We start from the raw sequence: 15,551 nt of genomic DNA on the forward strand, positions 1-15,551 counted from the left end.
GATCTCCGCGGGCGAAAGTGTGACTTTCGCCCGCGGAGATCATTATCGTCTTCCCCGTTTTCCTTTTCATCGTCCGAGCGCGACGAAAAAGAAGCATAAAATTTAAATATTTCGTTCTCGAATCAAATATCCGGGGACAAATGAACTGTCAGGACAAAGATTCGCCGCCGAAATCGTCCATTTGTTTCAGCTTGATCGCCAGTTCCACGCAGAAACGGCTTTCGCTGCTGGAAAAATCGTCGCTCAGCAGCGAACAGATCTTTCCCCAGCGGTACTTGAGCGTGTTGTAATGAAGCGCCAGCGCCGCGGCGCTCTTTTTCACGCTCCAGTTGCAGGCGACCATCGTCTCCAGCGTGCGCAGCAGCGGCTCTTCCTTTCTCGCCGCGTCGAAACGGAGCAGCGGCCCCAGCCTCGCTTCGACGAACTCCCGCGCCGCCGGTTCCCGCAGCGCCGCGCCGAGCACGCGCGGCGCGCCCATGCGGTCCCACCAGGCGACGCGGTTGCCGCCGGACGTCCGCCGCGCCAGTTCCAGCGCCATGCGCGCCTGATTGTAGCCCTTCCAGCAGAGGAACACGTCGCCGCAGCGGCCGCCGACGCCCACGGTGACGGAAAAACCCGTCTGTTCCACGATCTGCTCCATCATCGGCGTCAAAATGCGTTCCAACTGGCGCTGCTCTTCCTCGAAAATTCCCCGCGAGGAAAGGATAAACGCCGCCGAATCGCTCATCTCGGCAAACGGGACGCGCCTGCCCATGCGGCCGATGAACTCGCGGCAGACGGCGAAGATGCGCGCCTTCGACTCCTCCAGAGCGGCCGGCCCCTGTCCGGCGGCCATGGCGCGGGTGAGGCGGTTCTTGTAGTCGTCGATGTCGCAGACCACGACCTTCTTGGCGCCGGCCAGATCCCAGCCGAAAGAGCGCGAGCGGTTCCAGACCTCGTCCTTGAGGCGCAGATTGTTCATGAGGATGTCCATGACGAACTCGTTGCGGTAGCGCCGCTCCACCTGCGCGCCCGAGCTCCAGCGCTGGAAGAACAGCAGCAGCGCGCCCTTGGCCTGCGTGACGGGGATCTCGCTCCATGGCTCGCGCAGGCGTTCGGGGGAAGCGTCGAAGACGAGCCAGGCGGAAACGTTCTCGCCGCAGAGAGAAATTTTCTCCCACGGATAACGTTTCAGCACTTCGGGAAGCGGCAGCGACGCCAGCGCTTCCCGAAAAGGCCCCTCGTCGGCGCAGACGCGGTCGAAAGAACTTTCCGTACAGCGCAGCGCCAGATCGAGATGAGTGAAGCTGCGCAACGTTTCCAACAGATCCTCGAGGCTCGCGCACTGCACGTTCAGGTCGAAGAAAGCCTTCTGCACCGTTCCCGAATAGCGGAGCAGATGCGCCTGATCGCTGATCACGCGCGACTGCACGGGATGAAGGATCTCCGCGAACGGCATTTCCAGCGGAATGGAGATCAGCGGGAAGCCGAGCGCCTCCGCCAGATCGAGAGCCTGCCGCGGCAGCTCGCCGAGGTAACGCCCCAGCTTGATCCCCAAAGCGGCGTTGCCCGACTCGCAGCAGCCGCGGATCAAACGCTCCACGCTTTCCAGGTCGCGGAACGGATAGCCAGAGGTGATCACGAACTCGCCGCCCTGCGACCATTTATAACAGTCGGGCGCGTCCCCCACCGTCGTGCGCAGCACTTCGCGCCCCAGCCCGCCGGCTCCGGCCAGCAGGCGAAAACCCTTGAACTCGGGCATGTTGAGAATGTCCCGCACGGTTACAGCCATTTCCATCCCCCCGACCGCCGGCTCAGCTTGCGGATCTCACCGCGGCGGAACTGCCCCATACCCCGGTGACGATATACGAAACGCCCCAAAAGGCGACGGCCGTCAGGATCGCGAGATAGTGTTTGGTCATGATTACAGCTCCGTTTCCTCCGCCAAAGAATGTGCGCCCCCATACGGGGCAATTTATCATACCACATTCGCCGCTCGGCGGCGGCCCCGCCCGTTCCCCGACGCGCGGTTTTTCCTTAAAAAGGACGCGTTCACACAAATTTTGCGATCCAAGAGCTTGACCTTATCTGATTTATTTTATCCATCCTTTGAAAAAGCGAAAATCCGCCCTCCCCGCGCCGGGCGCCGCTCTCTCGTGGAAAGGGACGGAAGGCTGTGTTACAATGCTCGTGAACGCTTGGCAAAAAAAGATCCCGCGACGGATTTTTTCGCCGCGCGGGACTTTATCTTTTCAGAAAAAGGGGCTCCAGAGAAAAATGCCTTCTCCCGTCACGAAACGGCAGGAACCGGAGCTGAGCTGGCGCGTCGGCGTGCCGGTCGGTTCCAATCCGCTGATCCTGCTCGACTTCGCTTCGATCCTCGTGGTCGCCTTCCTGCTCGCCTGGCTGGTGCTGCTTGCCGCGCAGTTTTACTTCGACGGATTCGTTACCGCCGCCCACGTATGGAGCGGCGCCATCGTCGCCTTCGACTTCTGCGTCCTGCTCGCGATCTTCTACGCGGTCGTCTGTTTTCTCGTCATGCGCAACCGCTACGCCGCGCTCTACCGCTTCGACCGCACGGGCGCGCATTGCGACAACCTGAAATGCTACCCCAAAGCGCTGGAACGGAGAGCGCTCCACTGCCTCTGCTATCCGATCGAGCCGCCGCCGTTCTCTTCGCGCAGCGTCGAAAAACACGTCGGCTGGGGCGACGTCACCCACCTCGCCGAGCTTCGCCCCCTGCGCGTCCTCCTGCTCAAGGGAAAACGCGGCACGCTGATGCGCGTTTACTGCCCCGACCGGGAAAGCTACGCCGCCGCGCTCCGCTTCGCCGAAGCGAAAATCGCCGCCGAACGAACGCCGCCCGACCGTCGATGAAAACCGCGGCGGGCGGCCGACGTTCGGGCGACCACCGAAAGCTCTCGCCCCATCAAGAGCGCACAAACGCCTCGCCGTCCCCAAGACGCGGGGCACCCCCTCAGCAAAAAAAACGAGTGCGGATGACTGGAGCTCGATCCAGTCATCCGCACTCTTGTTCTCGCGCTTATTCCGCGGCGAAGACGTGGACGGCGTTGCCGCTGGGAATCAGGATCGAGGTGCCGCCCGTTCCCGACTGTTCCTGCAGCCACATCTCGGCCGACTGCATGTCGCGGAAAACCTGCCCGGGAAAAGGCACGTTCTCGCGCGAAGTCACCAGCGCCGCGGGACGCCCGCGCAGTTCCAGCACGGCGCGCAGGGCGATGTATCCGGGGATCGTGAACGCCGTTTCCATGCGGCGCACAAAGGCCGGCGCATCGTGCAGCGAACTGCGCAGCGACGCTTCGAAATCGCCGGGGCCGAGACTGTCTTCCAGATCGGCGACGAGCACGATCGGCGCCCCGGGCTCCAGGGCCGACAGCGGCGAAAACAGCGCCTTGGTGGCCTGGTAAAGGTCGAGGTCCAGCGGGAAGCCGCCGCAGGAAGAGACGGCGCGCGCCGCTTTGCGCGGGATCCACAGCGAAGCGAAGGAGCGGCACGTCTCGCAGCCCGTCTCCCACGCTTTCCAGACGTCGCCGGCCACCCACGCCGCCGGTTGCCCTGCGCCGTCGGCGATCGTGTTGAGGATAAAGCACTTTTTGCCGCGCAGCGCCAGATCGGCGTAAGCGCGCTGATCCTGCGCCATCGGGTTGCGTTCCAGCAGGCCGCTGTCTGTGGCGGGATTCAACCCGCCGTCCTTGAGGCAGTGGTTGTGGTTCTTGACGATCGAAAGGCGTCCGGAAACGCCGGGCATGATCATCTTGCGCCCGCCCGAAAAGCCGGCCATATCGTGGAACGCGATGCCGCCCACCAGCACCGCCAAGTCGGCGGCGACGAAGGCCGAATCGAGCGTGACCGGCGTGCCCAGCGGCGTGACCAAGCCCGTGTCCACGACTTCTTCGCAGCTGTGGCTGTGCCAGCGGTCGCCTGACATCATCGCGCCGCCGAAGACCAGTTCTTTGTCCCGTTCCTCCACGGCGCGGTGCTGCCCCGTGCCCACGATCCACGTCACTTCGGCCGTCTTGTTGACGGCGAGGCGCTTTCTTACCGCCGCGCTCATCTCGGGGGCGCGGCACCAGCCGCGCGTGACGTCGGGCACGACGATGGCGATGCGGCGGGCGTCTTTCGCCAGATCCTCCAGCGCGGGAGAAGCGATGGGGCGGTCAAGCGCTTCCTCGACGGAGCATGACGCGCCGCACAGGCCGCGGCCGCGCGGCTGCGGGACGATATAGTCATACGGGCTCTGCCAGCGCTGCACGCCGCGGCCCATTTTCACCTCGTAAGTTTTCATGACGGACTCCTTGCGACAGAAAATTTTGTCTCATTATAGCCCCATCAGAGCCAAAAGGTCAATCATAATTTCAAAAATGAATTTTTGTACATAATACTGATTCTTGACAGAAAGCATTAACACAGCTTTTTGGACGCTGCGAGGGAGTTCAGTCGCTCGGAACCGCCTCGACTGCCGCGCGGCCCGCGCAGTTCGATTTGTGGATCTCCCTCGCAGCGCCCTCGTGTTCGTTTTTTTGATCAAGGAACAGTATTAAAGCGCGCCGCACCTGCATTTCAGCTGAACTGGATCTGATACGCATGAAGCGCCGCCATCCCCGACACAGGGGACGGCGGCGCTTCATGCGTTTAGCGGCGACGGTTCCAATCGCACGTCGCGTATTTATTTTCGATCAGATCCTCCGCCAACGAAAGCTCGTCGTCAGTCAAGTCGTCTTCCACGAAATGAGCGTCCAGATCGCGCTCCAACGCGATGAAGAAGCCTTCTTTAAACGCGTCAAAGAGCTCGTTCCACGGAAGCGGGCGGCCAATGAGATGGCGTATGCTCGTCGCTTTTTCAAGAAACGTCGCCTTGGCCCGTTCCAATCTCTGAGGTTTTTCGTCCTTCATGGTTGCAAAAAGCATCTCTGGATTCAGGTCGTTGAGCACTGAACCATGCTGGAGCACGGAGCCAAAGCGACGGGCTTGGGCGCTCCCAACAATTTTTTTGCCGTCCGCTTCAAGCTCCCAGACCGAAAGGGCGTCGAAGCAGGCCGCGGAACTTCCCAGTTTACCGCTTCGCGGCGCCGGACGACTCATCGTTACGGGCAAATTGAGTATCCGAAAGCCTTCGGCCAGTCCTCTGGAGAGCACGCGATACGAGTCAGTGATGCTGTCAGGCAGCGGGCAGCCCTCATGAGGCATAATGATGCTGTAGGTCAACTCTTGGTCGTGGAGAACGGCGCGGCCGCCGGTGAGACGGCGCACGACGTCGATGCCGAGATGGGCGCAGGCGTCGAAGTTCACGTCGCGTTCGGCCTTTTGAAAATACCCCAGCGTGAGCGCAGGCGGCGCCCAACGGTAAAAACGGAGAGTCGGCGGCACGCGTCCGGCGGCACAGCAGGTCATAACGGCCTCGTCGATCGCCATGTTCCACGCGCCCGAATGGATTTTTGTATCAATGAATCGCCATTTCATGAGGGCACCTCCTTGTTTCCCCGTCGGTGGCGGGGGCCAGATCGTTCAGGTCTGTCTGAGCAAACAAACGCGTTTCTTTCAAGGCGTGGATGACCTCTGAGTTTTTCAGCGGGCGAGGGTAGTTGTACATCACGCCGTGTCCGGGATTTTCGTTGTAGTAAGGACGGTTGCAGTCGCGGCATCCCGCCGTCTCAAACGCCTCGCCGGAGGATAGGACTGATAGCAGTTCTTTCATGTCTCCGTCAATGCCAGTGAGTTTCCCATTCGAAAAAGACATGTCGGAAACGCGCCGGCGTTTCGTTTTGATCAGCCAGTTTGCCAGCTGAACGCGACGGTAGCGGCCGGCCTCAGGGGGCGGGCACTTCGCCATGCGCGTGCCGCGCAGAGGCGTGAAGGCGAAAAGCCCCACGGTGACATTCAGGTCGTGCATGTTTTGTATCGCGGCGATCACGTCTTCCTCCGACTCTCCAAGGCCGACGATGAAGTGCGTGGTGATTCGTCCGGGGTAGCGCCTCGCGCATTCGGTCAGGAGTTGGACCTTGCGAGCGTAGCCCGTGCCTTTCACCTGATCATGAAGGGATTGAGTGGCGGCGTCAAGCGCAATGCTTACTCGCGCCGCCTCGTTTCCCATCAGCTGATCAACCTGACTGGCAGAGGTGATATTGGTCGAGACGCTGACGGGGAGCGCTACTGCGTTCGTCACGGCTTTGAGAATAACGAGGGTGCGCTCAAAGGAACCGGCGTTCAGGGTAACCTGAATGCACGCACGGCGAACAGTCCCGCGTCGAGCGGCGGTGATAAGGCCGCTGAGGACGTCTTCCAAGTCATAAACCGGCCAGATAACCCTTGAGAGATAATCTTCTCCCGTTTCGGCCTCTCGCGCCTGAGCGCAGAACGCGCAATTATGCGCGCATCTGCCGCCCGTATCCATCAGATACGCTGTGGTGGGAAGCGCGTCGGATTTAAGACGCGCAAGACCAAGAACAGCTGCGGTGCCGATTGACAGACGTATCTTCACAATACGCAGCACTCCTTCCGGTCAATGAGCTTAAGGCCGAGCGAGCGCGCCAGGCGCAGCGCCGGCGGCGTGGGGTTCACAAGACGGTTGAGACCGCTGGCGACGGCAAGCGTGTCAAGTTCGGCTCTGTAGCGTCCTGCCGGACGCATGCATCCAAGATTGATCGATTGGCGCGGGAACAGTTCCCGCGCGCGGGCAAAGACGTTCGCGACATCCTCAAGCGGAGGCGGCTGGCGGTCGGCAAAAGCCGTGCCGGGGGTCGGTATGAGAACGATAAAGACCAGCGCGTCAGCGCCAAGTTCGGCGAGCACGCGCAGCGCGTCGTACTCGCCACGCACCTGACCGCCCCAGAGGCCGACGCAAATGTGAGGGACGACCCGGGCTCCAGCGGCGCGCAGCCGGCGATAAGTATCAATATAATCATCTCCGGTACGCGTCAGACCAAATACATCACGGATAGTCCGATTGTCAGTCACCATATCGAATGAGATCCGATCGGCGAGCGGCGCTAAAACGTCGATCTCGGCCTGGCTGATGAGGCCGGCGTGCACGTTGATTTTCAGCCCGCGGCTCTTAAGCCGCATTACGAGTTCTTCCTGGCGGGCGACTTCAACCTTGCCGGCCGGCGTGCATCCGCCCGAAAGGAGACAGCTGGTATAGCGCCCCGTCGCGAGAGCCGCTTCAATTTTTTCAATTGGAGTCATCCCCTCGAGGTAGTGCCCACCGCAGTGAGCGCAGTTGAGAGCGCACTTCGCGCCTGTAAGCGAAACGGCGAGCGTGGAGCCGGGACGATCGCAGATCAGCTGCGGCGGAAAATGCGAGCGGGCCGTGTTCCAAGCGCGCTCGACCGCGGCCCTTGCTTTTAGCGAAAGTCTTGTCAATTCGTCGGCGGTCATGGCGGCGTTCCTTTCAGTCACATCTCTGCAGAAACATTTTATTTATTATAGCACGGCGGCTCTCTTCTCATACTGATTCTTGATGGAAAGTGTCGACGCAGTTTTCCGGACGCTGCGAAGGCGTTCCGTTGCTCGGAACTACCCCGACTGCCGCGCGGTCCGCGCTGCTCGCTTTGTGGATTTCCCTCGCAGCGCCCTCGTATTCGGCTTTTCGATCGAGAAATGGTATAAAACGCTCCGCTCGCGGTCACGTATGATCCAACGGAGCGTTTTTGATTTCCGCCGGCGGCGTACTATAATGTGCGCATAAACGTTTTTTCAGGAGGACGCCATGGAATATCGCATCGCCCGCGCTGTCAAAAATCAGGCCCGCGTCAGCTACGCGCTCGGAGCGGAAACGCCGCCCTGCGAGGTGGACTGCGGCGAAGGCGTTAACGTCGAACTGGCTTCGCCGGCGGCGCGTCGGGCCTTCGCGACGCTCGATTTCAACATGTGCGCGCCGTATCCCCACGCCAACGAACTGAAGGAGGCAATCGCCGCCTATTGGAAGGATTACGCCGCGCTGGGAGACGAAAACATCGTCCTCACCGAAGGCTCCGTCAGCGGTCTGTATCTCGTCAACCGGCTGTTTCTGGAGCCGAACGACCGCGTGCTGGGCGGCGCTTCGCTGTTTTTCGAGTACGGCGCCGACGTGCGTCTGCACGGCTGTTTTTTTGAGACGGTGCCGCTGAAAGCGGAGGAAAATTACCGTTTCAGCGCCGCGCGTTTTGCAGCGGCGCTGTCGCCGCGCTTCAAGCTGGCGGCGTTCGACAATCCCAACAATCCGACGGGGCAGGCGATCTCGCCCGCCGAACTTGAAAGGATCCTCGCCGCGGCGCGGGAGGCGAACGTCTGCGTGCTCGTCGACGAAGCCTACGGCGATTACGTGCCGCGCGGGCGTTCGGCCGTGAGCCTGTTCGACGCGTACGACAATCTGATCGTCGCCCGCTCCTTCTCCAAGGGATTCGGGCTGGCGGGGCTGCGCGCCGGCTACCTGCTCCTGCCTCCCGGGCTGGCCGCGGCGGCGAACAATCTTTCCAATCCCTATGCCGTGTCGTCGCTCTCGCGCCACGTGGCCGCCGCGGCATTGAGCGAGCCGGAATTCCTGAACGAACTGCGCGCCCGCACCGCCGCCGCCAAAAGGCGTTTGCTGCGCCCGTGGCGGCGCCTTTCCTTCGCGCACACGGACGACAGCGTGGCGATCTGCATGGTCGTCCACGCCGACCCGAACGTCGACCTGGCGCGCGAGTTCGCCCGCCGCGGCGTGCTCGCCGTTTCCTGCGAAGGTTTTGCGGGGCGCAACGCGGCGCGCCTGCGCGTGCCCGTCGGGCCTCGCCTCGAAAAAGTTCTGACAGCCATGGAACGGATCGACGCGGGACAATAGAGCGAAAGGACGCCCCGCCGGGCGTCCTTTTTTGCGCGACAAACGGCGGCGGCCTTGTCAGCGGGGAATAAAACTGTTATGCTTTTCGTAATCGAAAGGCCGGGCGGCGCTTTGCCGCTGGGGGGAGCGCGCGGCTTTCATGAAAGGGAAAAGGGAAAGAACAATGGAAAACGACGAACTGAACGTGACGAACGCGCCCGAAAAAGCGACGAAACGGAACGCCTTCGAGATGACGCTGGCCGACTGGGAGCGTTTCGTGCAGGAAGAGCTGGACATGCCGCGTTACACGGCCGACCAGCTGTGCCAGTGGATCTACAAGAAGAAAGTCTTCGACTTCAGGGCCATGACCAATCTGTCCAAAGCGCTGCGCGAGCGTCTGCCCGAGCTGCTGGAGATCCGGCTGCCGAAGCTGGCCAAGCGGCAGACGGCCGCCGACGGCACGCGCAAGTACCTGTGGCGGCTCGACGACGGCGAGTACGTCGAGTCGGTGCTGATGGACCACGGCAACCATTACACGGCCTGCATCTCCTCTCAGGTCGGCTGTCCGCTGCGCTGCGAATTTTGCGCCACGGGGCAGCAGGGCTTCAAGCGCAACCTCAGCGCCGGCGAGATCGTCTCGCATTTCGCGGCCATGGAGTCCGACGTCGGGCACGACATCAACAACGTCGTCTTCATGGGCATGGGCGAGCCGCTTCTCAATTACGAGAACGTCGTCAAAGCCGTGCGCATGTTCCTCGAGCCGAAGATGCGGGGCTTGAGCGTGCGGCACGTCACCATCTCCACGTCAGGCATCCCCGAGGGCATCCGCCGCCTCGCCGACGAAGGGCTGGACATCTACCTGTGCCTGTCGCTGCACGCGCCTAACAACGAGTTGAGATCGCGCATCATGCCCGTGAACGAGCGCTTCCCGCTCGGCGCCGTGTTCAGCGCGCTCGAATACTGGCAGAAGAAGACCGGCGTGCGCCTCACCATCGAGTACGTCATGCTCAAGAACGTCAACGACACGCCCGACTGCGCCTACGAGCTGGCGACGCTGTTCTCGAACCTGCAGGTCTACGTGAACCTGATCCCGTACAACCCCGTGGCCGGCACGCAATTCGCCCGCCCTTCGGCCAGCCGCATCGCGCCGTTCATGAAGATCCTCAAAGGGCTGAACGTGGAGTGCGAGGTGCGCAAGGAACACGGGGCCGACATCGACGCCGCCTGCGGACAGCTGCGCGGCAAGACGGTCAGTTAAATGAAGCCCAATCCTCTCGGCCCGTCGGCGAAAGTCATGGCGCTCACGGCCGCGCTGGCGCTCGTCGTCTGCACCGTCGTGCTCTGGGGCGTCGTCGCCCGCAGCGGCAAAGTGACGCGGGACGCCGCCGAACTGGCGGCACGGATGCGCCTGATGGCTCCCGAACCACGGTGGAATGACCGCCTGAACCGCGCGGCGCTGGAGAAGTCTCTGCGCGCAGCCCGTCCCGATCTGCCCGAAAACGCCCAGCTCTGTTTCGTCGCGCCGTGCTGGGCCGTCGTGCACCTTGCTGATTCTTCGCTGCTGCTGCGCTGGCAACCCGAAGCGGCGGATTTCGGCTGGACCGAATTGGACCGGACGAAGCGCTGAGCGCCCCCAAGGGAGCCCCGCACGGCGCGTTACGCAGGCCGCGCGCTTACCGTGCGAATTTCTCCCGCAGCGCCCCCGAGTTCAACCTCGGTTAATAAAGAAATAGTATGACATTATCACTGAACAGCCATGTCAGTCGAGACCCTTGACTTATTGTTTCAAAAATCGATAATGAGAGGGGAAACTATCGCACACTTCCGGAGACAATGAAATGACTATACCTCTTTATTATCAGATTTATCGCGATTTACAGTACAAAATCTGCGAAGGGCTCTATAAGCCGGGGGCAATGCTGCCGACAGAAGCCGAACTCGAGAAAATTTACGGGACCAGTCGCGCCCCGGTACGATAGGCCCTAGGGGCGCTTGAAAATGAAGGGCTCGTTCTCCGCCTCCAAGGCAAGGGGACTTTTGTCACCAAACAGGTGCGCACGCACCCTTGGTTTACCGCCACAGGCTTCGTAAATGTGTATGAGCAATATTGGGATCGACTTTCAACCCAAACGTTGGAGATTTCCCTGAAAGTCCCGCACGATCAGGACATTCAAAATTTCCTGAATTTGGGCAAAAAGGAACAAACGACTTATTTGATCCGCAGTCAATGTATCGAAGAAACTCCCGTTTTCGTCTTTGAGCATTATCTTCCGCAGCGTTTTGACCTCTCCATTTTCAAAGCGGCAGGAGATTTTATCTCCATGAAAGAGATGCTGACCTCTAAATTCAACACCATGATTTGCCGCGTTCACGAGAAACTTGCCGTTCGTATCCCGCCTAAAAAGATCACGGACTATTTGAAGGTTGCTGAGCACACTCCGGTTCTAAGAGTTCGTCGTTTCCTTTCCGACAACCAGGGGAAACCTGTCTGGGTCAGCAATCAATATGTTTTTACCGATAAATGGGAATACGAGATGGATTCTACACTTAACTATTGACGCACGTAATCCGGGCATTCTATCGGCACGCATAAAGCACGCCTTAAAACTGTTGGGATGGCGCAAACGTTACCGTTTGTGTCATCCCAACAGTTATTTACAGGGTTTTACAAAAAATCCAGCATTTCCGATTAATACTATCTCTTGATAAAAGGCGTTAATATAGTTTGCCGGGCGCTGCGAGGAGGTCCCGTCGCTCAGGACTACCTCGACCGCTGCGCGGTCTGCGTAACTCTTCCTCGCCGCGTCCTTGTGTTTGGCCTTGTCATTGAGAAATAGTATAAGCTACAAGCGCTCGTCCAAGCTCAGCTGATTGATTTCCCGCGCCCGGTGGCAGGCAACAAAGTGGTGGGGGCGGAGCTCGTCGAGCTTGGGCGTTTCCCGAAAGCAGTGGTCCTCGACATAAGGACAGCGTTTCGCAAAACGGCATTCGTCACCGAGTCCGACAGGCGAGGTAATCTCGCCTTTCAGCAACGAACGCTCCTTCTTCGCTCCGATCACCGGTATGGGGACGGCGGCCAACAAGGCCTGCGTGTAGGGATGCAAACGAATGTTGAACATTTCTTCCGAATCGGCAAACTCCACCATGCTGCCCAGATACATGACCATGATATCGTCAGAAACATGGCGGACAACCGACATGTCGTGGGTGATGAACATATAGGTGAGGTTCATGGCTTCCTGAAGATCCTGCATCAGGTTGATGATCTGCGCCTGAATGGACACGTCCAGTGCCGACACGGGTTCGTCGCAGACGATGAACTTCGGCTCCAGCGCCAGGGCGCGGGCCACTCCAATGCGCTGCCGACGGCCGCCGTCGAGCTCGTGGGGATAGGAGTTCGCCAGACGGCGCGCCAGGCCGACGGTATCCATCAGTTGAGCGACGTGACGAGCTAGCTCGCGTTCAGTTCCGTGTTTCTTATAGATCAACAGAGGCTCGGCGATCAGCTGGCCGACGGACATACGCGGATTCAACGAAGAAAAGGGATCCTGAAAAATCATCTGCATGTCTTCGCGCAGGTTTTTGAGCTGATGTTCATCAACGTGGCTGATATCCCTCCCTTCAAAGACAATCGTGCCAGATGTCGGTTCCTGTAAGTGGATCACGGTACGCCCCAACGTAGATTTGCCGCAGCCCGATTCACCCACGACGCCGAGGGTTTTGCCTCGCTCGATTGCAAAGGACACGTCGTCCACGGCGTGCAGCAAACCGCGGGGCGTCTCGAAATACTTTCTCAGATTGTAGACTTCAAGAATCGCGGACATGGCTACTCCCCTCTGCCCGCAAAGTTCAGGCAGCGTACAAAATGGCCGGGCGCAATTTCCACATTTGGAATGACGCCGTGACGGCAAGACTCCTGCCCCCCTGGACAACGCTCGGCGAATACGCATCCGTCGGGCAGGTTGGCCGGGTCGGGCATCAGACCGGCGATCGGTTTGAGGCGGCGAACTTTTTTGTCGAAGTTGGGGATCGAGCCGAACAGTCCCTGCGTATAGGGATGCGACGTATGGTTGTAGATATGCTCCAGCGTGCCGTACTCCACGATGTTTCCGGCGTAGACAATGCCCACTCGATCGCAGACTTCGGCCACAACGCCAAGATCATGGGTGATCAGCACCAACGACGTGCCGAAACGCTTCTTGAGCGTTTCGATGAGGTGCAGCACCTGTTCCTGGATCGTCACATCCAGCGCCGTCGTCGGCTCGTCGGCCAGCAGCAGCGAAGGATTGCAGGCCAGCGCAATGGCGATGACAATGCGCTGCTGCATGCCGCCGGAAAACTGATGGGGATATTCGTGGCAGCGTCCGCCCTCGATGCCGACCATTTCCATCATTTCCATGGCCTTGCGCAGCGCTTCCTTCCTGGTGATCTTCCGGTGCAGGCCGATGACCTCGGCGATCTGGTCGCCGACGGTCAGTACGGGGTTCAGCGCCGTCATCGGATCCTGAAAGATCATGGAGATCTCGTGACCGCGGATCTTGCGCATCTCCTCTTCGGATTTCTTGCAGAGATCCTCCCCTTTGTAGAGGATAGAGCCGCCGACGATACGTCCGGGAGGATTGGGGACCAAACGCATAATGCCGAGAGCCGTCGTGGTTTTCCCGGCGCCGGTTTCGCCGACCAGGCCGAGAGATTCTCCCTGCGCCAGGGCAAAACTGATGCCGTTGACCGCTTTGACCACCGTTTTATCGACGAAATAATGAATCGTCAGATCTCTGACTTCAAGGAGGTTCTTGTCGTTTTCACTCATCGTGTCGGCCTCCGCTCATCAGGATTTCAAACGGGGATCCAGCGCGTCGCGCAGACCGTCGCCGAACAGGTTGAAGGCGAACACCGTGATCATGATGGCCACTCCGGGGAACGTGATCAGGTTCCAGTGGTCGCGGATGAACTGACGGCCGGTGGAAAGCATGCCGCCCCACTCGGGCGTCGGCGCCGGCACTCCCAAACCGATGAAGCTCAGACCGGAAATGGTTAGAATCGCCGTCGCGATGCCCATGGACACCTGGACGATGATCGGCGCCATGGCGTTCGGCAGCACATATTTCCAGATGATGCGCAAATTCGAGGCCCCCGTGGAACGGGCCGCTTCGATATACTGCTCGCCGCGTACCGTGATCACGGCCGAGCGGGTGACGCGCGCAAAACTCGACATCAGCCCAAGACCGATGGCTAGGATCAGGTTGGGAATGCTGTTCCCCAACGCGGCCACGATAGAGATGCCCAGCAGCAAGTTGGGAACCGCCAGCAGCACATCGATACAGCGCATCAGCACGTTGTCAAGCCAACCGCCGTAAAATCCAGCCACACAGCCCACCGTCGTGCCAATGACACAGGCGATCACAACCGAGCTCAATCCAATCGTTAGAGACGTGCGGCAGCCCCAGATCACGCGGGTAAAGATATCGCGCCCCAGCTCGTCGGTCCCCATCCAGTGCTCCGCCGACAGCGGCAGATAACGCATGCGAAGATTGGGGCGGGCATAATCGAATCCGCTGATCTGACCGGGAAACAACGCGCAGACGACGAGGATGACGATGATGACCAGCCCGAGCACAGCGGCTCGATTCTTCAGGAATCGTTTGCAAATGTCTTTCAGCTGTCCGCGGCTGCTGATGGAAATTTCTTCGCGTTCGGCGGGATTTTCAAACACCGCTGTTTTTTTCTCGAAATCAGACATCTACGCTCCCTCCTTTGCTGATTTCCTGCCAAGACGCGACCGCCGCGGCTTCAGATATTGCGAACGAATGCGCGGATCCACGTAGGCGTAAAGCACGTCGATGACCAGATTGACGATTGACATGGCCAAAGCGATGAACATAATGCCTCCCTGAACCAGCGGCGCGTTCTTCACCCTGATGGCGCCGATGATCAAGTTTCCTAGCCCGGGGATGGCGAACACAACCTCGCTGATCGCCGCTCCGCCCAACATCTTGCCGAAGTTGACGCCCACCACCGTCATGACGGGGATGATCGCGTTGCGGAAAGCATGGTGCCAAACGACTTTCACTTCGGACTGTCCCTTGGAACGAGCCGTGCGCACATAATCCTGACGAATGGCCTCCAACATGCTGGAACGGGTCATGCGCATCACTGAGGCCGCCGAGGAAGTGCCAATGGTCAGCGCCGGGAGCACCACGTGTTTCCAGCTGCTGAATCCTGACGACGGGAACCACCTCAGAACAACCGAAAAGAGAATGATCAGCAGCAATCCCTGCCAGAAGTTCGGCATGGACACGCCGATCATGGCCAATACGCGGCAAATGTTATCCCATATAGTATACTGTTTGACCGCCGAAATAATGCCGGTGACGATTCCCAGAGCCACCGCGATCAACGTGCTGAAAAAAGCCAGCTGAAATGTGGTCGGGAAGCGGCTCATGATCTCGGTGACCACAGGCTGCTTCGTCGTGTAGGAAATGCCCAGATCCCCCGTCAGGGCCTTCCTGATGTAGTTGAAATACTGGATGATGAATGGATCGTTCAAGCCGTTTTCAGCCCGGAATTTTGCCTTGTCCTCTACGGTCGCCATGTCACCGAGGATGTAATCCTCAGGCTTTCCGGGAGAAAAGTACATCATGCTGAAGACCAGCAGAACGACGCCCAGCATGACCGGGACCATCATCAGGATGCGTTTGCCGATGAATTTAAGCATGCGCCGGATTTCCCCTTCCTCGTAAAAAACTCATTCTAAAAAGCAGCCGGATTCTTCGGA

Annotated in this window: 15 protein-coding genes; 6 read left to right on the plus strand and 9 right to left on the minus strand. The window is 59.7% G+C overall.

What is annotated here, in order from left to right:
- Positions 1 to 148: 148 nt before the first annotated feature.
- Complete coding sequence (locus HMPREF7215_RS07780) at positions 149 to 1,771, minus strand: PucR family transcriptional regulator (protein ID WP_198004581.1); 1,623 nt, start codon at positions 1,769 to 1,771, stop codon at positions 149 to 151.
- Positions 1,772 to 2,256: 485 nt separating this feature from the next.
- On the opposite strand from HMPREF7215_RS07780, the gene HMPREF7215_RS07785 reads away from it, so the two are divergent.
- Complete coding sequence (locus tag HMPREF7215_RS07785) at positions 2,257 to 2,856, plus strand: hypothetical protein (protein ID WP_156797488.1); 600 nt, start codon at positions 2,257 to 2,259, stop codon at positions 2,854 to 2,856.
- Positions 2,857 to 3,022: 166 nt separating this feature from the next.
- Here the strand turns inward: HMPREF7215_RS07785 and HMPREF7215_RS07790 are convergent, their stop codons facing one another.
- The 4 genes from HMPREF7215_RS07790 to HMPREF7215_RS07805 all read right to left on the minus strand — a co-directional run bounded on the left by HMPREF7215_RS07790 (position 3,023) and on the right by HMPREF7215_RS07805 (position 7,374).
- Positions 3,023 to 4,285, minus strand: a complete 1,263-nt coding sequence (locus HMPREF7215_RS07790; RefSeq protein ID WP_009165245.1) for a lactate racemase domain-containing protein — start codon at positions 4,283 to 4,285, stop codon at positions 3,023 to 3,025.
- A gap of 347 nt (positions 4,286 to 4,632) precedes the next feature.
- Complete coding sequence (locus tag HMPREF7215_RS07795; RefSeq protein ID WP_009165247.1) at positions 4,633 to 5,460, minus strand: lipoate--protein ligase family protein; 828 nt, start codon at positions 5,458 to 5,460, stop codon at positions 4,633 to 4,635.
- Complete coding sequence (locus HMPREF7215_RS07800; RefSeq protein WP_232205544.1) at positions 5,441 to 6,490, minus strand: radical SAM protein; 1,050 nt, start codon at positions 6,488 to 6,490, stop codon at positions 5,441 to 5,443. Before HMPREF7215_RS07800 ends, HMPREF7215_RS07795 begins: the two co-directional genes overlap by 20 nt.
- A complete protein-coding gene (locus HMPREF7215_RS07805) occupies positions 6,475 to 7,374 on the minus strand; it encodes a radical SAM protein (protein ID WP_009165249.1) in 900 nt (299 codons plus the stop codon). Before HMPREF7215_RS07805 ends, HMPREF7215_RS07800 begins: the two co-directional genes overlap by 16 nt.
- Before the next feature lie 331 nt (positions 7,375 to 7,705).
- Here HMPREF7215_RS07805 and HMPREF7215_RS07810 point away from each other — a divergent pair, with 331 nt between their 5' ends.
- The 5 genes from HMPREF7215_RS07810 (at position 7,706) to HMPREF7215_RS12470 (ending at position 11,334) form a co-directional block, all read left to right on the plus strand.
- Positions 7,706 to 8,797 carry an aminotransferase class I/II-fold pyridoxal phosphate-dependent enzyme gene (locus HMPREF7215_RS07810; RefSeq protein WP_009165250.1) on the plus strand — a complete coding sequence of 364 codons (1,092 nt, stop codon included), beginning with the start codon at positions 7,706 to 7,708 and terminating at the stop codon, positions 8,795 to 8,797.
- 163 nt (positions 8,798 to 8,960) lie between these two features.
- A complete protein-coding gene (gene rlmN / locus HMPREF7215_RS07815; RefSeq protein ID WP_156797489.1) occupies positions 8,961 to 10,034 on the plus strand; it encodes a dual-specificity RNA methyltransferase RlmN in 1,074 nt (357 codons plus the stop codon).
- The gene (locus HMPREF7215_RS07820; RefSeq protein ID WP_009165252.1) at positions 10,035 to 10,403 is read left to right on the plus strand and encodes a hypothetical protein; all 369 of its coding nucleotides are present in this window, start codon (positions 10,035 to 10,037) and stop codon (positions 10,401 to 10,403) included.
- Positions 10,404 to 10,614: 211 nt separating this feature from the next.
- Entirely contained in the window at positions 10,615 to 10,755 is a 141-nt protein-coding gene (locus tag HMPREF7215_RS14070) for a GntR family transcriptional regulator (protein ID WP_009165253.1), read from the plus strand.
- Positions 10,756 to 10,869: 114 nt separating this feature from the next.
- Positions 10,870 to 11,334 carry a UTRA domain-containing protein gene (locus HMPREF7215_RS12470; protein ID WP_198004582.1) on the plus strand — a complete coding sequence of 155 codons (465 nt, stop codon included), beginning with the start codon at positions 10,870 to 10,872 and terminating at the stop codon, positions 11,332 to 11,334.
- A gap of 285 nt (positions 11,335 to 11,619) precedes the next feature.
- Here the strand turns inward: HMPREF7215_RS12470 and HMPREF7215_RS07830 are convergent, their stop codons facing one another.
- Genes HMPREF7215_RS07830 through HMPREF7215_RS07845 form a run of 4 tightly spaced genes read right to left on the minus strand, consistent with a single transcriptional unit; the run spans position 11,620 to position 15,491 of the window.
- The gene (locus tag HMPREF7215_RS07830) at positions 11,620 to 12,600 is read right to left on the minus strand and encodes an ABC transporter ATP-binding protein (protein ID WP_009165256.1); all 981 of its coding nucleotides are present in this window, start codon (positions 12,598 to 12,600) and stop codon (positions 11,620 to 11,622) included.
- A 2-nt stretch (positions 12,601 to 12,602) separates the two neighbouring features.
- A complete protein-coding gene (locus HMPREF7215_RS07835) occupies positions 12,603 to 13,586 on the minus strand; it encodes an ABC transporter ATP-binding protein (RefSeq protein ID WP_009165257.1) in 984 nt (327 codons plus the stop codon).
- 18 nt (positions 13,587 to 13,604) lie between these two features.
- Complete coding sequence (locus tag HMPREF7215_RS07840; RefSeq protein WP_009165258.1) at positions 13,605 to 14,516, minus strand: ABC transporter permease; 912 nt, start codon at positions 14,514 to 14,516, stop codon at positions 13,605 to 13,607.
- Positions 14,517 to 15,491, minus strand: coding sequence for an ABC transporter permease (locus HMPREF7215_RS07845; protein WP_009165259.1), 975 nt, complete (start codon positions 15,489 to 15,491; stop codon positions 14,517 to 14,519).
- Between the last annotated feature and the right edge of the window lie 60 nt (positions 15,492 to 15,551).

Source organism: Pyramidobacter piscolens W5455, assembly GCF_000177335.1.
In the GTDB taxonomy this organism is placed as follows: Bacteria; Synergistota; Synergistia; order Synergistales; family Dethiosulfovibrionaceae; genus Pyramidobacter; species Pyramidobacter piscolens.